Below are 18,039 nucleotides of genomic sequence, written 5' to 3' on the forward strand. Positions count from 1 at the left end.
CAGGTCGGAGCCGGTGCGGACAAAAGAAGCGGGCCACCCGATCCGGGTGGCCCGCTTCTTCACTGTCGATCCTGTGGAGCTAAGGAGAATTGAACTCCTGACCTCCTGCATGCCATGCAGGCGCTCTACCAACTGAGCTATAGCCCCTCGCTGTGTGCCGCCCGGTTTCCCTTGGCGACATCGAGAACATTACACGGTCCCCCTGGTGCTTCACCAAATCGTTTCCGGTCCGCACCGTTATGCCCGAATCGTCCCGGACAATTGACCGTCAGCCGCAGGTCAGGCGGTTGCGAAGGAGTAGAAGCGCTTGAGCGTGCAGTGCTCCTCCAGAAGCCGCCCGTAGATCGGCTCCCCCTCCAGCTCCCGATAGGTCTCGATGGGGTCGCCTTTTATGATCAGCGCCCGTGCGCATTCCTCGCACCAATACTGGTACTCCGCGTTGACCGGGTCCATGTCCCTGACGATGGGCGTACCGCTGCCGCACCAGTCGCACTTACGCCTGTGTGCACCCATCAGTCAGCTCCAGCTGTGGCCGCAGGCCGTGCACACGTAGGAGACCCCTCCGTTGTCACCCAGAACCTGGGCCACATGGGACGAACCGCAGGACGGACAGCCGAGACGGGGTCGATCTTCGGACGGTACGGAACCGGGGAGCGGGGCGGCGACAAGGGGCTGGTCGGGGACGTGTTCGCGACTCGCAGGCATCGCGCTCCCTCCCGATCGGTACGTCGCCCCCTCCGGCGTTCCGATTCTGCCATGACCCCGCAAGGGGGTCAGCCCGCTCACCGCCACCTGTCCGGGTATCGACCGCGGAAGGTTCGCGCTCAGGGCGCGAGGACCAGGCCACCGAGGACCGGTTCTGGGGCCAAGGCCTGTCCGGACAGCCCCTGGGGCCGCACGGACAAGGTGTTCAGACCTCGATCGCCAGGTCGTCGATGAGCCCGGCATCGAGCGCGAACCGGTAGCGGAGGGTGACCGTGCCACCGGGGAAGTTCCCGTCCAGCCTCACCCGCACGACCACATGGCCGTCGTCGGCGATCCGCTGGCCGATGCGGGTGCTGGTGTAGGTGAACTCGGTCGAGGACTTCTCGATCCAGGCACGGATCTCCTCGATGCCCTCATAGGTCTTCCCGTCGTCGAGGACGGTCGCGTCCGCCGCGAACACGGCCGCGACGTCGGCGTAGCGGTTCTCGTCCCGCGCGTCGAGGTAGGCGACCACCGGCGCGGGCAGGGTCGCGGGGTCGTAGGCGGTGAAGGAGTCGTTCATCGGAATCTCCGTTTCGATGGGGTCGGACGGTGCGGGCGGTCAGATCGTGCGGATGGTGCCGCCGTCGACGACGACCTCGGCCCCGAGAACGCTGGCCGCGGCATCCGACGCCAGGAACGCGATGACGCCGGCGACTTCGTCCGGGGTGGCGAAGCGGCCCAGCGGCACGCCGCCCAAGGAGGCGACGAGCGAATTCCAGGCGGCATCGCGGTCGCCGTCGAAGCTCTCGGTGAGCCGGTCGACGAGGTGGTCCGCGCCCTCGGTCCGAATGCCGCCCGGGGAGACGGTGTTGACGCGGATGCCGTGCGGGGCGAGCTGGCCGGCCAGGCCCTTGCTGTAGGTGCGCAGAGCCGCCTTGGCCGCCGCGTACGCCAAGGTGCCGTCCCACAACGGCATGCGCGCCTGGATCGACGTCACGTGGATGATCGCGCCCCGGCCCCTCTCGATCATCGCCGGGACCAGTGCGCGGTCCAGGCGCACCGCGGACAGCAGGTTCAGGTTCAGCTCCTGCGCCCATTCCGCCTCACCCAGGACGCCGAAGCCGCCGGACGGTGACTGCGACCCGCCCGCGACGTGGACGACCACGTCCGGCACGCCCTCGGCGAGGACCAGCCGCGCCGCCTCCCCGGCCGCTACGGGGTCGGTCAGATCGGCAGGCACGAAACGCACATCACCATCACCGTCACCGCCGCCCTGCGTACGTGCCACCACGGTGACGTCCATGCCCGCTTCCCGCAGGTGGCGGACCACCGCCGCACCGGTGCCCCGGGTTCCGCCCGTGACCATCGCCCGGGGCGCCGACGGGGCGCGCTCCACGTCGGAGGTAGTCACTTCTATTTTCGCAGTCATCATGGCTGCTAGATTAGCAGTGAGGGGCTGGGGCGTCGAACGCCGACAGTCCGACCGGCCGACAATCCGACCGGTCGACCGATCCGAGGAGGATTTCGAGTGCCCGCACGCATCCGGGTCGAGGACCGGGAGTGCCCGCTGTCGACGGCGATGTCGTACGTCGGGGAGTGGTGGACGATCCTGCTCCTGCACGACTGCTTCGACGGATACACCCGCTTCGACCAGTTCCAGGCCAACATCGGGCTGTCCTCCAGCATGCTCACCACGCGGCTCAAGACGCTGGTCGAGAACGGCATCCTGAGCAAGCGCGTCTACCAGGAACGACCGGTCCGGCACGAGTACGTGCTCACCGACTTCGGCCGCTCACTGCGGCCGATCCTGGTGGCGATGGCCGCGTGGCGGAACGAGCAGTTGGCGCCGTCCGAGCGCGCGATGGTGCTCGTCGACACCGACACCGGCCGCGAGGTGGAGCCGGTGACGGTCGACCCCGTCACGGGCCTGTCGGTGTCGGACCCGCGATTCGCGTTCCGTTCCGGCCCTGCGGCGGGCGAGCAGATGCGGGCGCGCTACGCAGCCCCTGGGCGACCCGCCTGAACTGGGCGGAGAACGAGGAAAGCCGGGCACGATGTGCCCGGCTTTCCTGTCTTGAGTGGAGCTAAGGAGAATTGAACTCCTGACCTCCTGCATGCCATGCAGGCGCTCTACCAACTGAGCTATAGCCCCGCTGTCCGCTGTGTTTCCCTGCGTTTCCGCGCTGCGAACAAGAAGAACTTTAGCCTGTGACCTGCCGGAAAGTGAAATCCGGCCCGGGCCGCCCGAAGACGGCCCGCGAACGGCCTCTCAACGGCCTCCCGGCGGCGGGCGGCCGGCCCGGCCCGCGCCGACTAGTCGTCGTCGCCGAGCACCGGCTCCGGGAGCGTGCCGGCGTTGTGTTCCAGCAGACGCCAGCCGCGCGCACCCTCCCCGAGGACGGACCAGCAGCAGTTGGACAGTCCGCCGAGCCCTTCCCAGTGGTGCGCCTCCAGGCCCAGCAGGCGGCCGATCGTCGTCCTGATCGTGCCGCCGTGGCTGACCACGACGAGCGTGCCGTTGTCCGGAAGCTTCTCGGCGTGCTCCAGGACGACCGGGGCCGCCCGGTCGGCGACCTCGGTCTCCAGCTCGCCGCCGCCCCGGCGCACGGGCTCTCCGCGCTTCCAAGCCGCGTACTGCTCACCGAAGCGTTCGACGATCTCCTGGTGGGTCAGACCCTGCCAGGCGCCCGCGTACGTCTCACGGAGCGCGGCGTCATGGGCGACGGTGAGGCCGCTGACGGCGGACAGCTCGGCAGCCGTGGCCGCCGCCCGCCGCAGATCGGAGGCCACGATGGCGTCCGGCTTCAGCGAGGCGAGCAGCCGGGCGGCGCGGCGGGCCTGCCCGACGCCCACCTCGGTGAGCTCGATGTCCGTGGAGCCCTGGAAGCGGCGCTCCAGGTTCCATGCCGTCTGGCCGTGCCGCCAGAGGACGATCCTGCGGCCCCTGCCGCTGCTGCTGCCGTTCAGCTCTGGTCACCTTCCGTGCCGCCGTTGAGCTGTGCGTGCTCCTCGGCCTTGCCACGGGTCTTGACCGCGTCCTCGGGGAGGGCGATCTCCGGGCAGTCCTTCCACAGACGCTCCAGCGCGTAGAAGACGCGCTCCTCGCTGTGCTGGACGTGGATGACGATGTCGACGTAGTCGAGGAGGATCCAGCGGGCGTCGCGGTCGCCCTCACGGCGCACCGGCTTGGCGCCGAGCTCCTTCTGGAGCCGCTCCTCGATCTCGTCGACGATCGACTTGACCTGGCGGTCGTTGGGGGCCGAGGCCAGCAGGAAGGCGTCGGTGATCGACAGCACGTCGCTGACGTCGTAGGCGATGATGTCGTGCGCGAGCCGGTCGGCGGCCGCCTGAGCGGCGGCGTTGATGAGCTCGATGGAGCGGTCCGTGGCGGTCACATGCAGGCTTTCGTCGGCGGTCGGATGCAACCTCTAGGGTCTCACGGACCGCCGACAGCGCCTTACTGCGTTTCGCCGGCCGCCTTCGCGGCGGTCACCGGCCGACATCGGAGCGTCGGCCGGTGACCCAGGACCGGCTACTGGACCTTGTAGTCCTGGCCGAGGACCGCGGACACATCGGCGTTGGCGGCCGGCTCGCCCTTCTTCACATCGCCCGCGGAGAGACCCAGGGTCTTGGCCACCTCGACGGCCTTCACCTTGTCCTCGGCGGACCGGTAGAGCACCACGGACGACGCCTCGGCCTCGGCCTTGCCGCTGTCCACGAAGGCGTAACCGCCGTTGACCAGCTGGACCCGGGCGGCCTCCGCGGCCTTCTGGTCGCCGGTGGCGTTGCGTACGGCGACCCGGAGCGGTGCGCCCGCCTCGGGGGCCTTCACCGTGCCGCCGAGGATGTCCTTGACGACGCCGCGGGTGTCCGCCTCGGTGAGGGTGCCGTCCTCCTGGACCGGCAGCAGGGCCGTCTTGTAGTCGCCGACCTTGGCCCGCGAGGCCAGCTTGGCGAGCGAAGCGCCGAGGTCCTTCTCGGGCAGTGACGGGTCGAGCACCTGGAGCAGCGTCTCGATGGTGACGGTGGCGGCCTTGGGGTCCTCGGAGATCTTGCGCAGGGTGGCCCGCATGACCTCGCCGAACCGCGTCAGCTGCTTGGCCTCGGGCTCGCCCGGTGCGCGGTACGTGGCGTACGCGACGGCCATCGGACCGCTGAGCGTCTGGCCCTCACCCTTGTTCACCAGGGGCGATTCGCCCTTCTTCGCGCCGGGCACCTCGGTGTCGGTGTCGACCTCGATGTTGCCGACCAGCTCGACGAGGTTCTCCAGGTACGGGGTGTCCAGCCGCCAGGTTCCGGTGATCCGGGTGCCCAGGAGGGTGTCGATCGACTCCCGGGTGCCGGTCCTGCCGTCGTCCTCGACGGACTTGCCGAGCGTGGTGGTGGTTCCGTCGTCGCCCGCGACGGCGAGGGAGTTGGGCAGCAGGACGGTGGTGCCCTGCTTGGTGGTGGCGTTGTCGACGAGCAGCGCCGTCGAGGTGCCGCCCTTCTTCGTGTCGTGCAGGTGCACCACGATCATGTCGCGCTGCTGGGCGCCTGCGGCCACGGCCTTCTTCTCGTCCGAGCCGGAAAGGCCCGGGATCATGTCGGCGGACCACAGATAGCCGACCCCGCCGACGACGACGAGGACGGCGACGACGATCAGGGCGACCATCCGGTTGCGGCCCTTGCGCCGCGCCTCCTCGCGCCGCTCGCTGCGGCTCTCGGTGAACTTCAGCCAGTCGATGACGTCTTCGGAGTCCTCGTCGGGCTCCTCGATGAACGAGAACTGCTCGGTGCGGTAGTCGGGGGCGGGCTTGCGCTGCCCCGGAAGCGCGGGCTCCGCCTCCGCCTCCGCTGCCTGCGGCGACTGCGGCGACTGCGGCGACTGCGGTACGGGAGCCTGCTGCGGGGCCTGTTCCGGTGCGGGGGCGGCGCCCTGCTGCGGGATGGTCCAGTGCTGCCCGGTGTCGACCGCGGCGGGCTGCTGCCCGGTGCCGTAGCCGTAGTCGGTGTAGGAGCCGTAGCCGTACCCCTGGTCGGCGCCCTGGCCGTGCTGCGTCGGGGGGGCCTGGGGCGCCTGGCCCTGGTGCTGACCGGCGTAGGGGTCGTAACTCTGGTGCTGCTGCTGGGGGTTGCCGTACGCGTCGTAGCCGTAACCGGCGTCCTGGGCCTGGTGCTCCTGGCCCTGCTGGGCGGCGTAGGGGTCGTAGCCCTGCCCCTGCTGCCCCTGCTGACCCTGCGGGTCGTACTGCTGCTGACCCTGCTGCTGGTAGACCGGCTGCCCGTACGCGTCGTAGCCGATGATCTGCGGCTCTTGGTAGTACGGGTCGTACGGGTTCTGTCGGTCGTTCACCGGTGCCCCTCTCCGTGGCTCATTCGCCGCGGTACAGCTGGCGCTTGTCGATGTAGCGGACCACGCCGTCCGGCACCAGGTACCAGACCGGCTCCCCCTGCGCGACCCTCTCACGACAGTCCGTGGACGAGATCGCCAGCGCGGGCACCTCCACGAGGGAGACGCCGCCCTCGGGCAGCCCGTCGTCCGTGAGCACGTGACCCGGGCGGGTCACACCGATGAAGTGGGAGAGCGAGAACAGCTCCTCCGCGTCGCGCCAGGTGAGGATCTGAGACAACGCGTCGGCGCCGGTGATGAAGAAGAGGTCCGCCTCGCCGTGGACCTCGCGCAGATCCCGCAGGGTATCGATGGTGTACGTCGGTCCGCCACGGTCGATGTCACTGCGGCTGACGGAGAACTGCGGGTTGGACGCGGTGGCGATGACCGTCATCAGATAGCGGTCCTCGGCCGGGGAGACCTTTTTGTGGCTTTTCTGCCACGGCTGCCCGGTCGGGACGAAGACGACCTCGTCGAGATGGAACTGGGCGGCCACTTCACTGGCCGCCACCAGGTGTCCATGGTGGATCGGGTCGAATGTCCCGCCCATCACGCCGATACGGCGCTTGCCGGGGCCGGTAGGCACTTCCTGCTCTCCCATGCGTGCAGAGCCTACTGGCACAGCTGTACGCCTCGACTCAGCGATCGCGGTTGAAGCGGGTGGTGACCCACAGCAGGAACATCAGCGCGAGGAAGGCCAGGCCGCCGACGAGGTAGGGGTTGAGGCTTTCGTGGTTGCCGCCGCCCTCCCCTCCGGAGGCGAGGGTGGCCAGCTCGTGTGCGGTGCTCGTGAGGCTCATCTTCGGCAGGACCTATCGATCGTGAGGCGGAAGGAAGACGTCAGGCACATCGTATGCGGGACCCTCGGGCACGCTCACGGCGACTCAGTCGTTGTTGTCGTCGTTGCGGTATCCACGCAGCAGGAACCAGGCGAGCAGCACCGCTCCGAGGATCGAGACGAGCAGCACGATCCGGAGGGTGTCGCCCGGTCCCTGCTCCTCGGACGCGGCGGCGAGCAGTACGGCGGTGTGCGGCATTCGGGCGCTCCTCAAAGTTATCCACAGCCCCCCGCACACCGTAGCGCCAGCGCATACGCTGGGTTTTGTCCGGGGGACGAGCAACGTCTCGTACGAACAGGGGGCCATCCATGACCGACAGCAGTCACGAGAACGTGCCGAGCAGGCAGCGCCGGCGATTCCCCGGGATCTCCTCCCGGGCCTACGAGCACCCCGCCGACCGCTCGGCCTTGGTGGCCCTGCGCAAGCTGACCGGGTTCGACACGGTGTTCAAGGCGCTCAGCGGGCTGCTCCCGGAGCGCAGCCTGCGGCTGCTCTTCCTCTCCGACTCCGTCCGGGTGAGCGACGCGCAGTTCGCCCACCTCAACGACATGCTGCGGGACGCGTGTTACATCCTGGACCTGGAGAAGGTCCCGCCGATGTACGTGAAGCAGGACCCGCAGCCCAACGCCATGTGCATCGGACTGGACGAGCCGATCATCGTGGTCACCACGGGCCTGGTCGAGCTGCTCGACGAGGAGGAGATGCGGGCGGTGGTGGGCCACGAGGTGGGCCACGCGCTCTCCGGCCACTCGGTGTACCGGACGATACTGCTCTTCCTCACCAACCTCGCCGTGAAGGTCGCCTGGATCCCGCTGGGCAATGTGGCGATCATGGCGATAGTGACGGCGCTGCGCGAGTGGTTCCGCAAGTCGGAGCTGTCCGCGGACCGGGCCGGGCTGCTGGTCGGCCAGGACATCACGGCCTCGATGCGCGGTCTGATGAAGATCGCGGGCGGCAATCACCTCCACGAGATGAACGTGGACGCCTTCCTCGCCCAGGCCGACGAGTACGAGAAGGGCGGCGACCTCCGCGACTCCGTCCTCAAGATCCTCAATGTGCTGCCCCGGACCCACCCGTTCACCACGGTGCGGGCCGCCGAGCTGAAGAAGTGGTCGGAGACCCGCGACTTCCAGCGGATCATGGACGGCCACTACCCGCGGCGCGACGAGGACAAGGACACCTCGGTGACCGACTCCTTCCGGGAGTCCGCCTCGCACTACGCGGACACGGTGCGCACCAGCAAGGACCCGCTGATGAAGCTCGTGGGCGACATCGCCGGCGGCGCGGGAGACCTGGGCGGCAAGCTGCGCGACAAGTTCACCGGTTCCGGAGCCGGCGGCGCGAAGGGCGGGCCGCAGGACCCGTCCGGCGGTTCCGCTACGGGCGGGGACGGGACGTCCGGTCGGCCTCAGGACCCGGAGGAGGGCTCGGGGAGCTCGGGGCCGTCGGGGAGCTGACGCCCGACAGGGTCCCGCACAGCGCCGCCGTGGGCCGGCCCGTGGCGTACGGGTCGGTGGCGGCGGGGCCACGGGCGTCCGCCCGCTCCCCGGCCAGGAGCGGGCGGAGCATCCCGGTCGCGTCGGCCGAGCAGGACTGCGGCCCTGCCTGGACATAGGCGGTGCGCACCTCCAGGCGGTGCAGGCGCAGGTCCTCGCGGTCGAAGCGGAAGTGCAGCTCGCGCCGCACGGTGAACAGCGACGCGCCGTCCTCCCGGTGGGGCCCGTCCGCCGGGCGCAGGGCGTAGGTGAAGGTGTGGTCCGAGACGACGCCGAGGACGCCCGCCGCCTCCTCCTCGTAGCGGAGGGTGCCCCGGACCCGGATCTGCGGGTCCGCGAGCTCCACTCGCTCCGGGTCGAAGCGCACCAGCCAGCCGGTGGCGGCGTGGCTCCCGTCGTCCGCCGGGTCGCTCATGCTCTGTTCGAACTGGGCGCGCTGGTCCGGGTCGAGGAGGTGCTCGACGGGCCGGCGTACGGAGCCGGTGAGGACGTCGGGGTTCAGGGACGACTCCACCAGGTAGTCCTTGACGGTGGCGAGGGCGGCGGTGATCTGGCTGTCGGAGAAGTTCTGGGTGCGCTCCACCGAGGGGAAGTTGATCCCTGCCGCGCCGGTGCGGTGTCCGGAGACCGGCTCGGCCCGGTACAGCCGCTCGGGTGATCCGCCCGGGACGGCGCCCCGGGGGGCCAGCGGGACGACGGTGGTCCGCAGGGGTTCGGCGCGGCGGGTGGCCGGTTGGGGGTACGGGCTGCGGAAGCCGATGTAGACGGCCACGGCGAAGGCCAGGGCGATGAGGACGACCAGGGCTATGGCGGCCCGGGAGCCGCCGCCGCTGCGGACGGTGACCTGTGCTTCGGGCAGGGTGCGGACGGCGCGGGCGTGCTCGCCCATCCGTTCCTGCGCGGAGTACTCCTGCATCCGGGCAGCCTGGATGAACGATTCGTCGAAGACGAGCGAGCGGTATTCGTCCTCGCCGCCCGCGGGGTTCTCGGGCGGGCCGTCCGGCGGTTCTGAGCGGCCTGTCATGACTTCTCTCCCGATCTCCACACCGGCTCTTTCGGTGCGCAACGGTCTGCTTCGGCCGAGCGGCGTCCGGCAGCGAGAAGCCCCCCTGGGAACGAGGGGTCACATCTTCAGGGTAGGTCGATTGCGGTCCGCGTAAACGCGGAGACAGCCGGGAACTGCGTGGGCGGCCGGACAGGCGGGGGCCGAACGTCGGCGAACGGGTGACGCGAGGGGGCAGGGGGGCAGGGGGCCGGGGGGGGCGGGCCCCACGAGGAGGCGAGCTCAGGGCACGCGGGGCTCGGCGGACACCGCGGGGCGGGAGTAATCCGCGGAGGCCGACGGGGCGGCGCCCGGCTTGTCCACGCCGCTGGTGACAGGCGGCGGCACCTGGTCCTGGCGGTTGTTCGAGGCACCCCGGTAGACCGCGGTGAAGGCGAGGGAGACCATGCCGACGCCCATCACCAGCGCCAGCAGCCAGGCGACCGGCCGGTGCCAGCGGGCGGAGTTGCGGTAGGGGCGCAGGGAGCCGCCGTGGCGGCCGTAGGGCCCGGGGGCGAGGTCGTCGTCGTCCCCGTGGCCGTGGTCCGGGTCGTAGTCGAGGTCCTGGGGGTCGTGGTAGCCCCGGGAGTGGCCGTAGGGGCCGTATTCGTCGTCATCGCGACGGCTCCGGCGGGCGCGGGCCGCGTCCGCCTCGGCGCGGGCCTCGGCGGCGGCGAGCAGCCGCTCCACGGCGGTGGGTTCATGGACGGGCGCCGACCGGACGAAGTCCTCGTCGAACACCACGGAGGCGAAGTCCTCGTCCGCGCCCCCGCGGTCGTCGTCGGGCTCCCAGCCGTCCGAAAACGGCTTGCCCCCCACGTCGTCCGGCACGGTTTCAGCGTAGCCCCGTCGGGACCTTTTGGGCAGGGACCCCGCAAACTCCCCCGGATCGACGCGGGCGAACACGCGGTCGGCCCCTCCCGGCGGGAGGGGCCGACCTCAGGGGCGCGGAAGGGCCGGGAGGGCGTCTAGCGGATGTGCCCGTCCCCCGTGACGATGTACTTCGTCGAGGTCAGCTCGGGCAGGCCCATCGGACCGCGGGCGTGCAGCTTCTGCGTGGAGATGCCGATCTCGGCGCCGAAGCCGAACTGCCCGCCGTCCGTGAAACGGGTGGAGGCGTTCACGGCGACCGTGGTCGAATCGACCAATTGGGTGAACCGGCGGGCGGCGGCCTGCGAGGTGGTGACGATCGCCTCGGTGTGGCCGGAGGTCCAGAGCCGGATGTGGGCGACCGCCGCGTCCAGGGAGTCGACGACCGCCGCCGCGATGTCGTAGGAGAGGTATTCGGTCTCCCAGTCCTCCGTCGTCGCCGGGACCACCGTGGCCTTGGTGGAGTCCGCGTGGGCGAGCACCCGCTCGTCGCCGTGGACGGTGACCCCGGCCTCGGCGAGCGCGTCCAGGGCGAGCGGCAGGAAGTCGTCCGCCACGTCCTTGTGGACGAGCAGGGTCTCGGCGGCGTTGCAGACGCTGGGGCGCTGGGCCTTGGAGTTGATCAGGATGTCGACCGCCATGGCCAGGTCGGTCTGCGCGTCGACGTAGACGTGGCAGTTGCCGGTGCCCGTCTCGATGACGGGGACGGTGGACTGCTCGACGACCGTGCGGATCAGCGAGGCGCCGCCGCGCGGGATGAGGACGTCGACGAGGCCGCGGGCCCGCATCAGCTCCGTCACGGAGTCGCGGCTCTCGCCCGGGACGAGCTGCACCGCGTCGGCCGGCAGGCCGGAGCCGCCGACCGCGTCGCGCAGGACCCGGACGAGGGCGGTGTTGGAGGCGTAGGCGGAGGAGGAGCCGCGCAGCAGGACCGCGTTGCCGGACTTCAGGCAGAGGGCCGCGGCGTCGACGGTGACATTGGGCCGGGCCTCGTAGATGATGCCGACCACGCCGAGCGGGACGCGCACCTGGCGGAGGTCGATGCCGTTGGGCAGGGTCGAGCCGCGCACCACTTCGCCGACCGGGTCGGGCAGCGCGGCCACGTCCCGTACGTCGGCGGCGATGGCGCGGATGCGTTCCGGGGTGAGGGTGAGGCGGTCGATGATGCCTTCGCTCGTCCCGGCCTCGCGGGCGCGCTCGACGTCCTTCGCGTTGGCCTCGACGATCTCGCTCGTACGCACTTCGAGGGCGTCGGCGATGGCCAGCAGCGCGTCGTCCTTGGCCGCGCGCGGAAGTGGCGCGATGTCGGCGGCGGCGGCACGGGCCCGGTAGGCGGTCTGCGCGACCGGGGAGAGGTTGTCGTAGGGCGAGAGCGTGGTCATGCCCGCAGAGTAATGCGCGCTCTGCGGGCATCCGTCACGTATCCCGTGATGCGAGACGGCCGACCCGAGGGGCGGACTGCCCCGGATCGACCCCGGATCGACCCCGGATCGGCCCGGATCGCCCGGGATCGACCCCGGATCGGCCCGGATCAGTAGGGGTGCACGCCCACGGGGGCCGCGGGCGGCGGTCCGTATCCCTCGGCGATCCGCAGATGGTAGGTCTCGCGGTCGATGACTTCGAGGCCGACGATCTCCCAGGGCGGGAGCTGCGCGCTGGAGCGGTGCTCGCCCCACAGCCGCAGCGCCACCGCGGCCGCGTCGTGCAGATCGCGGGCCTCTTCCCAGTAGCGGATCTCCGCGTGGTCGCCTGCGTAGCGGCTGGTCAGCAGGAAGGGATGGTCGTGGGCGAGCTGTTCCAGGCCGCGTCTGACCTCCCCCAGCGGAGTCTCGGTGCCCGAGACGCTGAGGGTGATGTGCCAGAGCTTCGACTGCGGGGACTCCTCCTTCGCCGTCGTGACCGGCTCCCGTCCGACGGTGTCCGTCGGGAGCGGATTCCGGTCGAAATCCGCCCCCGCTCCGACACTCGTCAGGGCGCGGTTGGCCGTGCCTCGGGGCGGCGCCCCCGGGCGCGCTCGTCTCACCGGCGGCCTCCTGTGGTGTGTTGCTGTGCGGTACCCCTGTTTCCCCACTACAAAGTGGACCAGTCCACAGCCTGGCGTGGGGTGGTTTTGCGGAAGGTCCCTGCTGGAGAGCGGGACTTTCAGCCGATTCAGGAGGTGAGGCGCGGTGCGAGGAGGACCAGATCGTCCCTGTGTACGACCTCGCGTTCGTAGGCGGGGCCCAGTTCACGGGCCAGATCCCGGGTGGATCGGCCGAGCAGCTGGGGGATCTCCTTCGCGTCGAAGTTGACGAGTCCGCGGGCGATCGGGGTGCCGCGCGGATCGCGCAGTTCGACGGGGTCGCCGGCGCTGAACTCGCCCTCGACAGCGGAGATTCCGGCGGGCAGCAGCGAGGTGCGCCGCTCCACCACGGCCCGTACGGCGCCGTCGTCGAGGGTGAGCGAGCCCTGCGGGGTGGAGGCGTGGGCCAGCCACAGGAGCCGGTCGGCGGAGCGGCGTCCGGTGCGGTGGAAGTACGTGCCGGTGTCGCGTCCCGCGAGTGCGTCGGCGGCCCGGCTGGCGGAGGTGAGGACGACGGGGACGCCGGCGGCGGTGGCGATGCGGGCGGCCTCGACCTTGGTGACCATGCCGCCGGTGCCCACGCCCGCCTTGCCGGCGCTGCCGATAGTGACGCCCGCCAGGTCCTCGGGGCCGGTGACCTCGGCGATCCGGGAGGCGCCGGGGGTGCCGGGCGGTCCGTCGTAGAGGCCGTCCACATCGGAGAGGAGGACCAGCAGGTCGGCGTGGACGAGGTGGGCGACGAGGGCGGCGAGCCGGTCGTTGTCGCCGAAGCGGATCTCGTCGGTGGCGACGGTGTCGTTCTCGTTGACGACGGGGACGGCGCCCATCTCCAGAAGCTTGTCCAGGGTGCTGTAGGCGTTGCGGTAGTGGCCGCGGCGGCTGGTGTCGTCGGCGGTGAGGAGCACCTGGCCGACGCGAACGCCGTAGCGCGCGAACGAGGCGGTGTAGCGGGCCACGAGGAGGCCCTGCCCGACGCTGGCGGCGGCCTGCTGGCGGGCGAGGTCCTTGGGCCTGCGGACGAGGCCGAGCGGGGCGAGTCCGGCGGCGATGGCTCCGCTGGATACGAGGACGACCTCGCGTTCGCCGCCGTCCCTGACCTTGGCCAGAACGTCGACGAGGGCGTCGACCCGGTCGGCGTCGAGGCCGCCGGAGGCCGTGGTGAGCGAGGAGGAGCCGACCTTGACGACGACCCTGCGAGCGCCGGTCACTGCCGGCTCGCGGCCCAACGGCCTCTGCTCTGCCACGTGCTTCCTCGCTCTGGATCGCCCCGGTGTCCGACGGGGGCCCTGGAGCCAGTCGGCCCCGGTGCCGCCCCCGGCACGCACAGTACGCGAGCGGCCGCCCCCGGCGCCCACCGGTTTCGGCCGGTGGACAGCGGCGGGGGCGGCCGGTGGGCTCAGCTCTGCTGCTCGTCCTTGACGGCGAGCATCCGGTCCACGACCCGGGCGGCGGCGCGGCCGTCGGAGGGCTCGCAGAAGTCGACCCGGAACTGGGCGTACTTCTCCTTGTACTCCTCGCTGACCGCGTCGATGTTCCGGATCGCGGAGACCAGGTCCTCGGAGGTCTTGATCAGCGGCCCGGGGGCGCGGGAGGTGAAGTCGAAGTAGAAGCCGCGCAGGGTGTCGCGGTAGTGCTCCAGGTCGTACGTGAAGAAGAGCATCGGACGCCCGGAGTGCGCGAAGTCGAACAGCACCGAGGAGTAGTCCGTGATCAGCACGTCGGCGATCAGGTAGAGGTCGGCGATGTCCGGGTAGTACGTGACGTCGTAGACGAAGCCCTGTCCGGCGCCGGGGATGGAGTCGAGGACCTTGTGGTGCTTGCGGTAGAGCAGCACGTGGTCGTCGCCGAGCTCCCGCTTCGCGGCCTCGACGTCGATCTGGTTGTCCAGCTTGAAGCGGCGTCCGCCGTAGCGCTGGTCGTCGCGCCAGGTGGGGGCGTACAGCACGACCTTCTTGCCCGCGGGGATGCCGAGCTTCTCGCGTACGGCCGCGGCGCGCTTGACGCGGTCGGGTGCGTGGAAGACGTCATTGCGCGGGTAGCCCGCCTCCAGGACCTCGCACTGGAGGCGGAAGGAGTTGGTCATGATCGGGGTGGTGAAGGCGTTCGGCGTGATGAACAGGCTGTACTGGCGCGAGCGCTGCGGGAGGCTCGCGATGTAGGCCAGGTTCGCCTTGGGGGTGCCGAGGAGGTCGGCGCCGATGCGCTTGAGCGGGGTGCCGTGCCAGGTCTGGACGACGACCTGGCCCTCGCGGCGGACGAACCACTCGCGGATGCCGCCGTTGGTGACGACGTACCGGCTGCGGGCCAGTGCCTCGTACCACTCCTTGCTGCCCCACTCGACGCCGCGGACGCCGGGCGGCAGCACGACCTGCTGGTCGTGGACCATCGCGATGTGCTCGACCTCGGTGCCGCGGCGCTTGAGCTCCTCGTAGACCGCGCGGGGCGAGTCGGAGAACTGCTTGCCGCCGAAGCTGTTGTAGAGCACGGCCTCGCGCAGCGGCAGCTTGCGCTGCTCGGGGGTGTAGACGTCGCGCATCAGGCGCTGGCGGTAGGCGCCGCGCAGCTCCGGGTCCAGGACCGGGCCGGACTCCACGAAGATCCGGTCGAAGTCGAGCCGCTCGACGGTGTACGTGCGGTGCTCGCCCCGGTGGGCCAGCGGCAGCGTGCCGACGAGGTCGGGGCGGATCGTGACGGGCAGGTCGCGGGTGTGGTCCCACTCGGTGCGCAGCCGCAGGCGCGGCATCCAGCGGCCGGCGCGCAGCGGCACGGTGCCCTCGTAGGTGGGCATGGTGTCCGGGCGCAGCCGGGCGGTGAAGCGGCCGTCGGCGAACTCGACGGGCAGCGGGCGGTCCTCGTTGCGGCCGGTGTGGCGCAGGACCATCTTCATCTGCTCGGCGGGGCCGGTGTAGACGCCGGAGAGGACCAGCTCGCCGTCGGCGCTCCACTCGACGCTGTCGACGAGCGGCTGGACCGTGCGCACCTGCGGGGTGAAGTTGCCCGCGCCGTCGGTGAGGATCGCGAACTCGCGTCCCTCGGGCAGCGGGTGGACGCCGGTGACGGGCTCGGCTCCGTTGGTGGCTCGGCGGGTGGTGCCGTCGGCGAAGACGATCAGGGCGCGGTACTTGACGGCCTTGCCGGGCCGTACGCCGTCGACGGGCAGGTCCGCGAAGTCCAGGCGGGCGGTGTGGCGGAGCCAGCCGTCGGCGCCGGTCTCGCCCTGCTGGAGCGGGAGGTCGGTGACGAAGCCGCTCGGCTCGTGGTCGATCCGCAGGGCGGTGGGGTACTTGCCCGCGGGGGTGGTGACGCGGGAGCGCAGGGTGACGGTGAGGGTGTCGCCGTCGGCTTCCTGGGCGATGATCTCGGCGGGGACGACGTCCACCGAGAGCTTGAGCCGGTTGCGGTCGAAGCCGGCGACGAGGCGGACGCCGTCGTCGAGGATCCGGGTGGCACTGTGGCCGGCCGCGCCCGCGTTGTTCTTGGTGATGCTGCCGACCGACATGCCGCCGGGGCGCGGGATGCCGATGCCCAGCCGCCAGGTGCCGGGCTGCCACTGGCCGCGTACGCGCAGCCGGGACGGGTCGATGCCGATCTCGAAGCCGGACCAGTCGTAGTTGTGCAGGGCGCCCTTGGCCTCGGCGGTGGCGCGGGGCTCCAGGACCGTGCGCAGCCGCAGCGGGAGGGTGGAGCGGCTGCCCTGGCGGCGGAGCACGGCGACGCGCAGCGAGCGCTTGCCGGTGGCCGAGGGGACGTTGGGGATGTAGGCGTAGCCCTTGACGAGGAGCTTGCCGTCCTCCCAGCCGAGGTCCAGGAGCTTGCCGCGTACGGGAAGTTCGCTGCGGTTGAAGTTGCGCACGGAGGAGGGGAGCGAGGAGCTCTCGACGCCGGGCAGCTCGATGCGGGCGCGCCGCAGGCCGCGGACGGAGAAGGCTCCCGGGTTCTCGCGCTCGTAGTGCAGCAGGTCGACCAGCTCGTCGCCGCGGCCGCTGGCCGCGAGGTGCCACTTGACCCGGGCCATCGGGGAGAACTGCCGTACGACCTTGGGGGCGGCACGGGCCAGGAAGTCCTTGGCCGCTCGGTGGAATTCGGGGCGCTCCTCGACCGGAGTCTCCGGGAAGTACTTCATGAGCCGACTGAGCTCGTCGGGGATCGCTTCGAGGGACGCCACGGGGGGAGGGCCTTTCCGGGGGGACGTGCAGATGATGAACCCCAGGAGGACGGGGCGTTAATGAGACCTCTCCAACGGTCTCATGGTTGCCCAACAGTATGACGTGACACCCCTCACAGGACGAACCCGCCCCGGTCGTCGCCGGGGCGGGCGGCAGCGTCCGGGGCTCCCCCGGGATCCGTCAGACGCGGTGCGCGCGCGGGGCGCGCAGGGCGCTGAGCACGGTGCGGCGGGCCTTGCGGACCACGCGGCGGGCGAAGGAGACGCGGGGTCCGGCCTTCGGGGCCTCGATCCGCCGTCCGCCGACCCATTCGGTGACGGTCACCTCGTACGCCCGGTCGGGAAGCACGGAGCTCTCGCCGAAGTGCGGGTAGGCGAGGTGGAGACGGGGCGGGTTCCCCCGGCGGACGAGCTCGGGCTCCTTCTTGTCGCGCAGGAAGGCCGCGATGTCCAGGAGCAGGTCGAGCCGGCCCTCGGCGAGGCACATCAGCCGCAGCCGTTCGTTCACCTTGAGGTTGCGGCCGAGCTCCGGCGTCCAGTACGCCTTCATCAGGGGGGCGGCGAGCTCCATCTTCCGCGCGCGGACCTCGTCCTTCTGCTTCACCAGGCCGGGGCCGAACTGGGGCAGCAGCGTGATGACGAAGGGCCGCACCATCAGGGCGTCGCGGCGGGGGCCCGGGGGCACGTGCTCGGCGATGAGCCCCATGAGGGCGCGGGCCGAGTCGAAGCGGCGCTTGTAGCCGCCCTTCTTGGTCATCTGGTTGCGGTCCTCGCGGCCCACCAGGTAGTAGCAGGTGTAGTCGGCGACGACGGAGATCCCGTTGCCGCGCAGATACGCCTCCATCGTGAACAGGGCGTCCTCGCCCGTCTTCAGCTTCTCGTCGAAGGTCATGCCGAGGCGTACGAGGAGGTCGCGCCGGAACAGCTTCTGCGCGCTCAAGGTGAATTTGACGTTGGAGGAATACAGGTCGGCGCGCTCGACCGTCTCCTTCCACATCGACTTCGCGGCACCGCGATTGACGCCGACGATCTTTCCGAGCACCACGTCGGTGCCCGCCCGGTCGCCCATGGCGACCATGCGCTCCAGGGCTTCCTCGCCGAAATAGTCGTCCGCGTCGAGAAAGAAGACGTACCGCCCGCGGGCGAGATCGAGGCCGCGATTGCGCGGTCCGCTGGGTCCGCCGGAATTCTCCTGTCGGACGACCCGCATGGGGATCGCGGTCCGGGCGGCGAATTCCTCCAGGTACGCGCCGGTGCCGTCGGTGGAGCCGTCGTCGATCGCGACGATCTCCATGCGGTCCGCGCCGATGGTCTGTGCCTCGACGGACTCCAGGCACCGGACCAGGTAGGGCATCGCGTCATAGGCTCCGATGATCACACTGACATCGGGCTCGTCGTTCGTCCTGGGCATGTCGGGCATGTGCACCTGTCGATTTGATCACGAAAGAAGGCGGATTGCCCGACTCTGCACTTTTTGTGCATCGACATGCCGAACGACCCGTACATC

19 protein-coding genes and 2 tRNA genes are annotated in these 18,039 nt (G+C 70.7%); 2 read left to right on the forward strand and 19 right to left on the reverse strand.

Going from position 1 to position 18,039, the window contains the following annotated elements; all coding sequences use genetic code 11:
* Nucleotides 1–74: 74 nt before the first annotated feature.
* The 5 genes from G3I54_RS06620 to G3I54_RS06640 form a co-directional block, all read right to left on the reverse strand.
* Nucleotides 75–147 (reverse strand) — tRNA-Ala (locus tag G3I54_RS06620).
* A 132-nt stretch (nucleotides 148–279) separates the two neighbouring features.
* Entirely contained in the window at nucleotides 280–513 is a 234-nt protein-coding gene (locus G3I54_RS06625) for a hypothetical protein (RefSeq protein WP_003969224.1), read from the reverse strand.
* Between the two features lie 3 nt (nucleotides 514–516).
* A complete protein-coding gene (locus tag G3I54_RS40125; RefSeq protein WP_343240278.1) occupies nucleotides 517–705 on the reverse strand; it encodes a hypothetical protein in 189 nt (62 codons plus the stop codon).
* A gap of 205 nt (nucleotides 706–910) precedes the next feature.
* On the reverse strand, nucleotides 911–1,267 hold the full coding sequence (locus G3I54_RS06635) for a nuclear transport factor 2 family protein (RefSeq protein WP_164612076.1): 357 nt from the start codon (nucleotides 1,265–1,267) through the stop codon (nucleotides 911–913).
* 39 nt (nucleotides 1,268–1,306) lie between these two features.
* Nucleotides 1,307–2,053 (reverse strand): SDR family oxidoreductase, encoded by a 747-nt coding sequence (locus tag G3I54_RS06640; RefSeq protein WP_164612128.1) that lies wholly within the window; start codon nucleotides 2,051–2,053, stop codon nucleotides 1,307–1,309.
* A gap of 162 nt (nucleotides 2,054–2,215) precedes the next feature.
* On the opposite strand from G3I54_RS06640, the gene G3I54_RS06645 reads away from it, so the two are divergent.
* Nucleotides 2,216–2,710, forward strand: a complete 495-nt coding sequence (locus G3I54_RS06645; protein WP_164612078.1) for a helix-turn-helix domain-containing protein — start codon at nucleotides 2,216–2,218, stop codon at nucleotides 2,708–2,710.
* A gap of 56 nt (nucleotides 2,711–2,766) precedes the next feature.
* Here the strand turns inward: G3I54_RS06645 and G3I54_RS06650 are convergent.
* The 7 genes from G3I54_RS06650 to G3I54_RS38880 all read right to left on the reverse strand — a co-directional run bounded on the left by G3I54_RS06650 (nucleotide 2,767) and on the right by G3I54_RS38880 (nucleotide 7,095).
* Nucleotides 2,767–2,839, reverse strand: a tRNA-Ala gene (locus G3I54_RS06650).
* A gap of 161 nt (nucleotides 2,840–3,000) precedes the next feature.
* On the reverse strand, nucleotides 3,001–3,654 hold the full coding sequence (locus G3I54_RS06655; protein ID WP_164612129.1) for a histidine phosphatase family protein: 654 nt from the start codon (nucleotides 3,652–3,654) through the stop codon (nucleotides 3,001–3,003).
* Nucleotides 3,651–4,082, reverse strand: coding sequence for a ribosome silencing factor (gene rsfS, locus G3I54_RS06660; protein WP_006124372.1), 432 nt, complete (start codon nucleotides 4,080–4,082; stop codon nucleotides 3,651–3,653). The genes G3I54_RS06655 and rsfS overlap by 4 nt, the downstream gene beginning before the upstream one ends.
* A gap of 137 nt (nucleotides 4,083–4,219) precedes the next feature.
* Nucleotides 4,220–6,022: an LCP family protein gene (locus G3I54_RS06665; RefSeq protein WP_164612080.1), complete on the reverse strand. Its 1,803-nt coding sequence runs from the start codon at nucleotides 6,020–6,022 to the stop codon at nucleotides 4,220–4,222.
* A 19-nt stretch (nucleotides 6,023–6,041) separates the two neighbouring features.
* Nucleotides 6,042–6,659, reverse strand: coding sequence for a nicotinate-nucleotide adenylyltransferase (nadD, locus tag G3I54_RS06670; RefSeq protein WP_030077827.1), 618 nt, complete (start codon nucleotides 6,657–6,659; stop codon nucleotides 6,042–6,044).
* Nucleotides 6,660–6,696: 37 nt separating this feature from the next.
* The gene (locus G3I54_RS38875; RefSeq protein ID WP_032786345.1) at nucleotides 6,697–6,858 is read right to left on the reverse strand and encodes a hypothetical protein; all 162 of its coding nucleotides are present in this window, start codon (nucleotides 6,856–6,858) and stop codon (nucleotides 6,697–6,699) included.
* An 84-nt stretch (nucleotides 6,859–6,942) separates the two neighbouring features.
* A complete protein-coding gene (locus G3I54_RS38880) occupies nucleotides 6,943–7,095 on the reverse strand; it encodes a hypothetical protein (protein WP_003969217.1) in 153 nt (50 codons plus the stop codon).
* Nucleotides 7,096–7,205: 110 nt separating this feature from the next.
* Here G3I54_RS38880 and G3I54_RS06675 point away from each other — a divergent pair, with 110 nt between their 5' ends.
* Complete coding sequence (locus G3I54_RS06675; RefSeq protein WP_164612082.1) at nucleotides 7,206–8,354, forward strand: M48 family metallopeptidase; 1,149 nt, start codon at nucleotides 7,206–7,208, stop codon at nucleotides 8,352–8,354.
* Here the strand turns inward: G3I54_RS06675 and G3I54_RS06680 are convergent.
* From G3I54_RS06680 to G3I54_RS06710, 7 genes are all read right to left on the reverse strand, one after another.
* The gene (locus G3I54_RS06680) at nucleotides 8,275–9,417 is read right to left on the reverse strand and encodes a hypothetical protein (protein ID WP_164612084.1); all 1,143 of its coding nucleotides are present in this window, start codon (nucleotides 9,415–9,417) and stop codon (nucleotides 8,275–8,277) included. The two genes, G3I54_RS06675 and G3I54_RS06680, sit on opposite strands and share 80 nt — an antisense overlap.
* A gap of 261 nt (nucleotides 9,418–9,678) precedes the next feature.
* Nucleotides 9,679–10,266: a hypothetical protein gene (locus G3I54_RS06685; RefSeq protein WP_164612086.1), complete on the reverse strand. Its 588-nt coding sequence runs from the start codon at nucleotides 10,264–10,266 to the stop codon at nucleotides 9,679–9,681.
* Nucleotides 10,267–10,403: 137 nt separating this feature from the next.
* Nucleotides 10,404–11,687 (reverse strand): glutamate-5-semialdehyde dehydrogenase, encoded by a 1,284-nt coding sequence (locus tag G3I54_RS06690; RefSeq protein ID WP_164612087.1) that lies wholly within the window; start codon nucleotides 11,685–11,687, stop codon nucleotides 10,404–10,406.
* Between the two features lie 149 nt (nucleotides 11,688–11,836).
* Nucleotides 11,837–12,328 carry a hypothetical protein gene (locus G3I54_RS06695; RefSeq protein ID WP_164612089.1) on the reverse strand — a complete coding sequence of 164 codons (492 nt, stop codon included), beginning with the start codon at nucleotides 12,326–12,328 and terminating at the stop codon, nucleotides 11,837–11,839.
* Nucleotides 12,329–12,456: 128 nt separating this feature from the next.
* A complete protein-coding gene (proB, locus tag G3I54_RS06700; protein WP_343240279.1) occupies nucleotides 12,457–13,611 on the reverse strand; it encodes a glutamate 5-kinase in 1,155 nt (384 codons plus the stop codon).
* Nucleotides 13,612–13,763: 152 nt separating this feature from the next.
* On the reverse strand, nucleotides 13,764–16,532 hold the full coding sequence (locus tag G3I54_RS06705) for a CDP-glycerol glycerophosphotransferase family protein (protein ID WP_164612091.1): 2,769 nt from the start codon (nucleotides 16,530–16,532) through the stop codon (nucleotides 13,764–13,766).
* Between the two features lie 181 nt (nucleotides 16,533–16,713).
* Nucleotides 16,714–17,952, reverse strand: a complete 1,239-nt coding sequence (locus tag G3I54_RS06710; RefSeq protein ID WP_164612093.1) for a glycosyltransferase family 2 protein — start codon at nucleotides 17,950–17,952, stop codon at nucleotides 16,714–16,716.
* Nucleotides 17,953–18,039: the final 87 nt, after the last annotated feature.

Origin of the sequence: Streptomyces sp. SID14515, from assembly GCF_010548505.1 — a bacterium.
Classification (GTDB): Bacteria; Actinomycetota; Actinomycetes; order Streptomycetales; family Streptomycetaceae; genus Streptomyces; species Streptomyces caviscabies.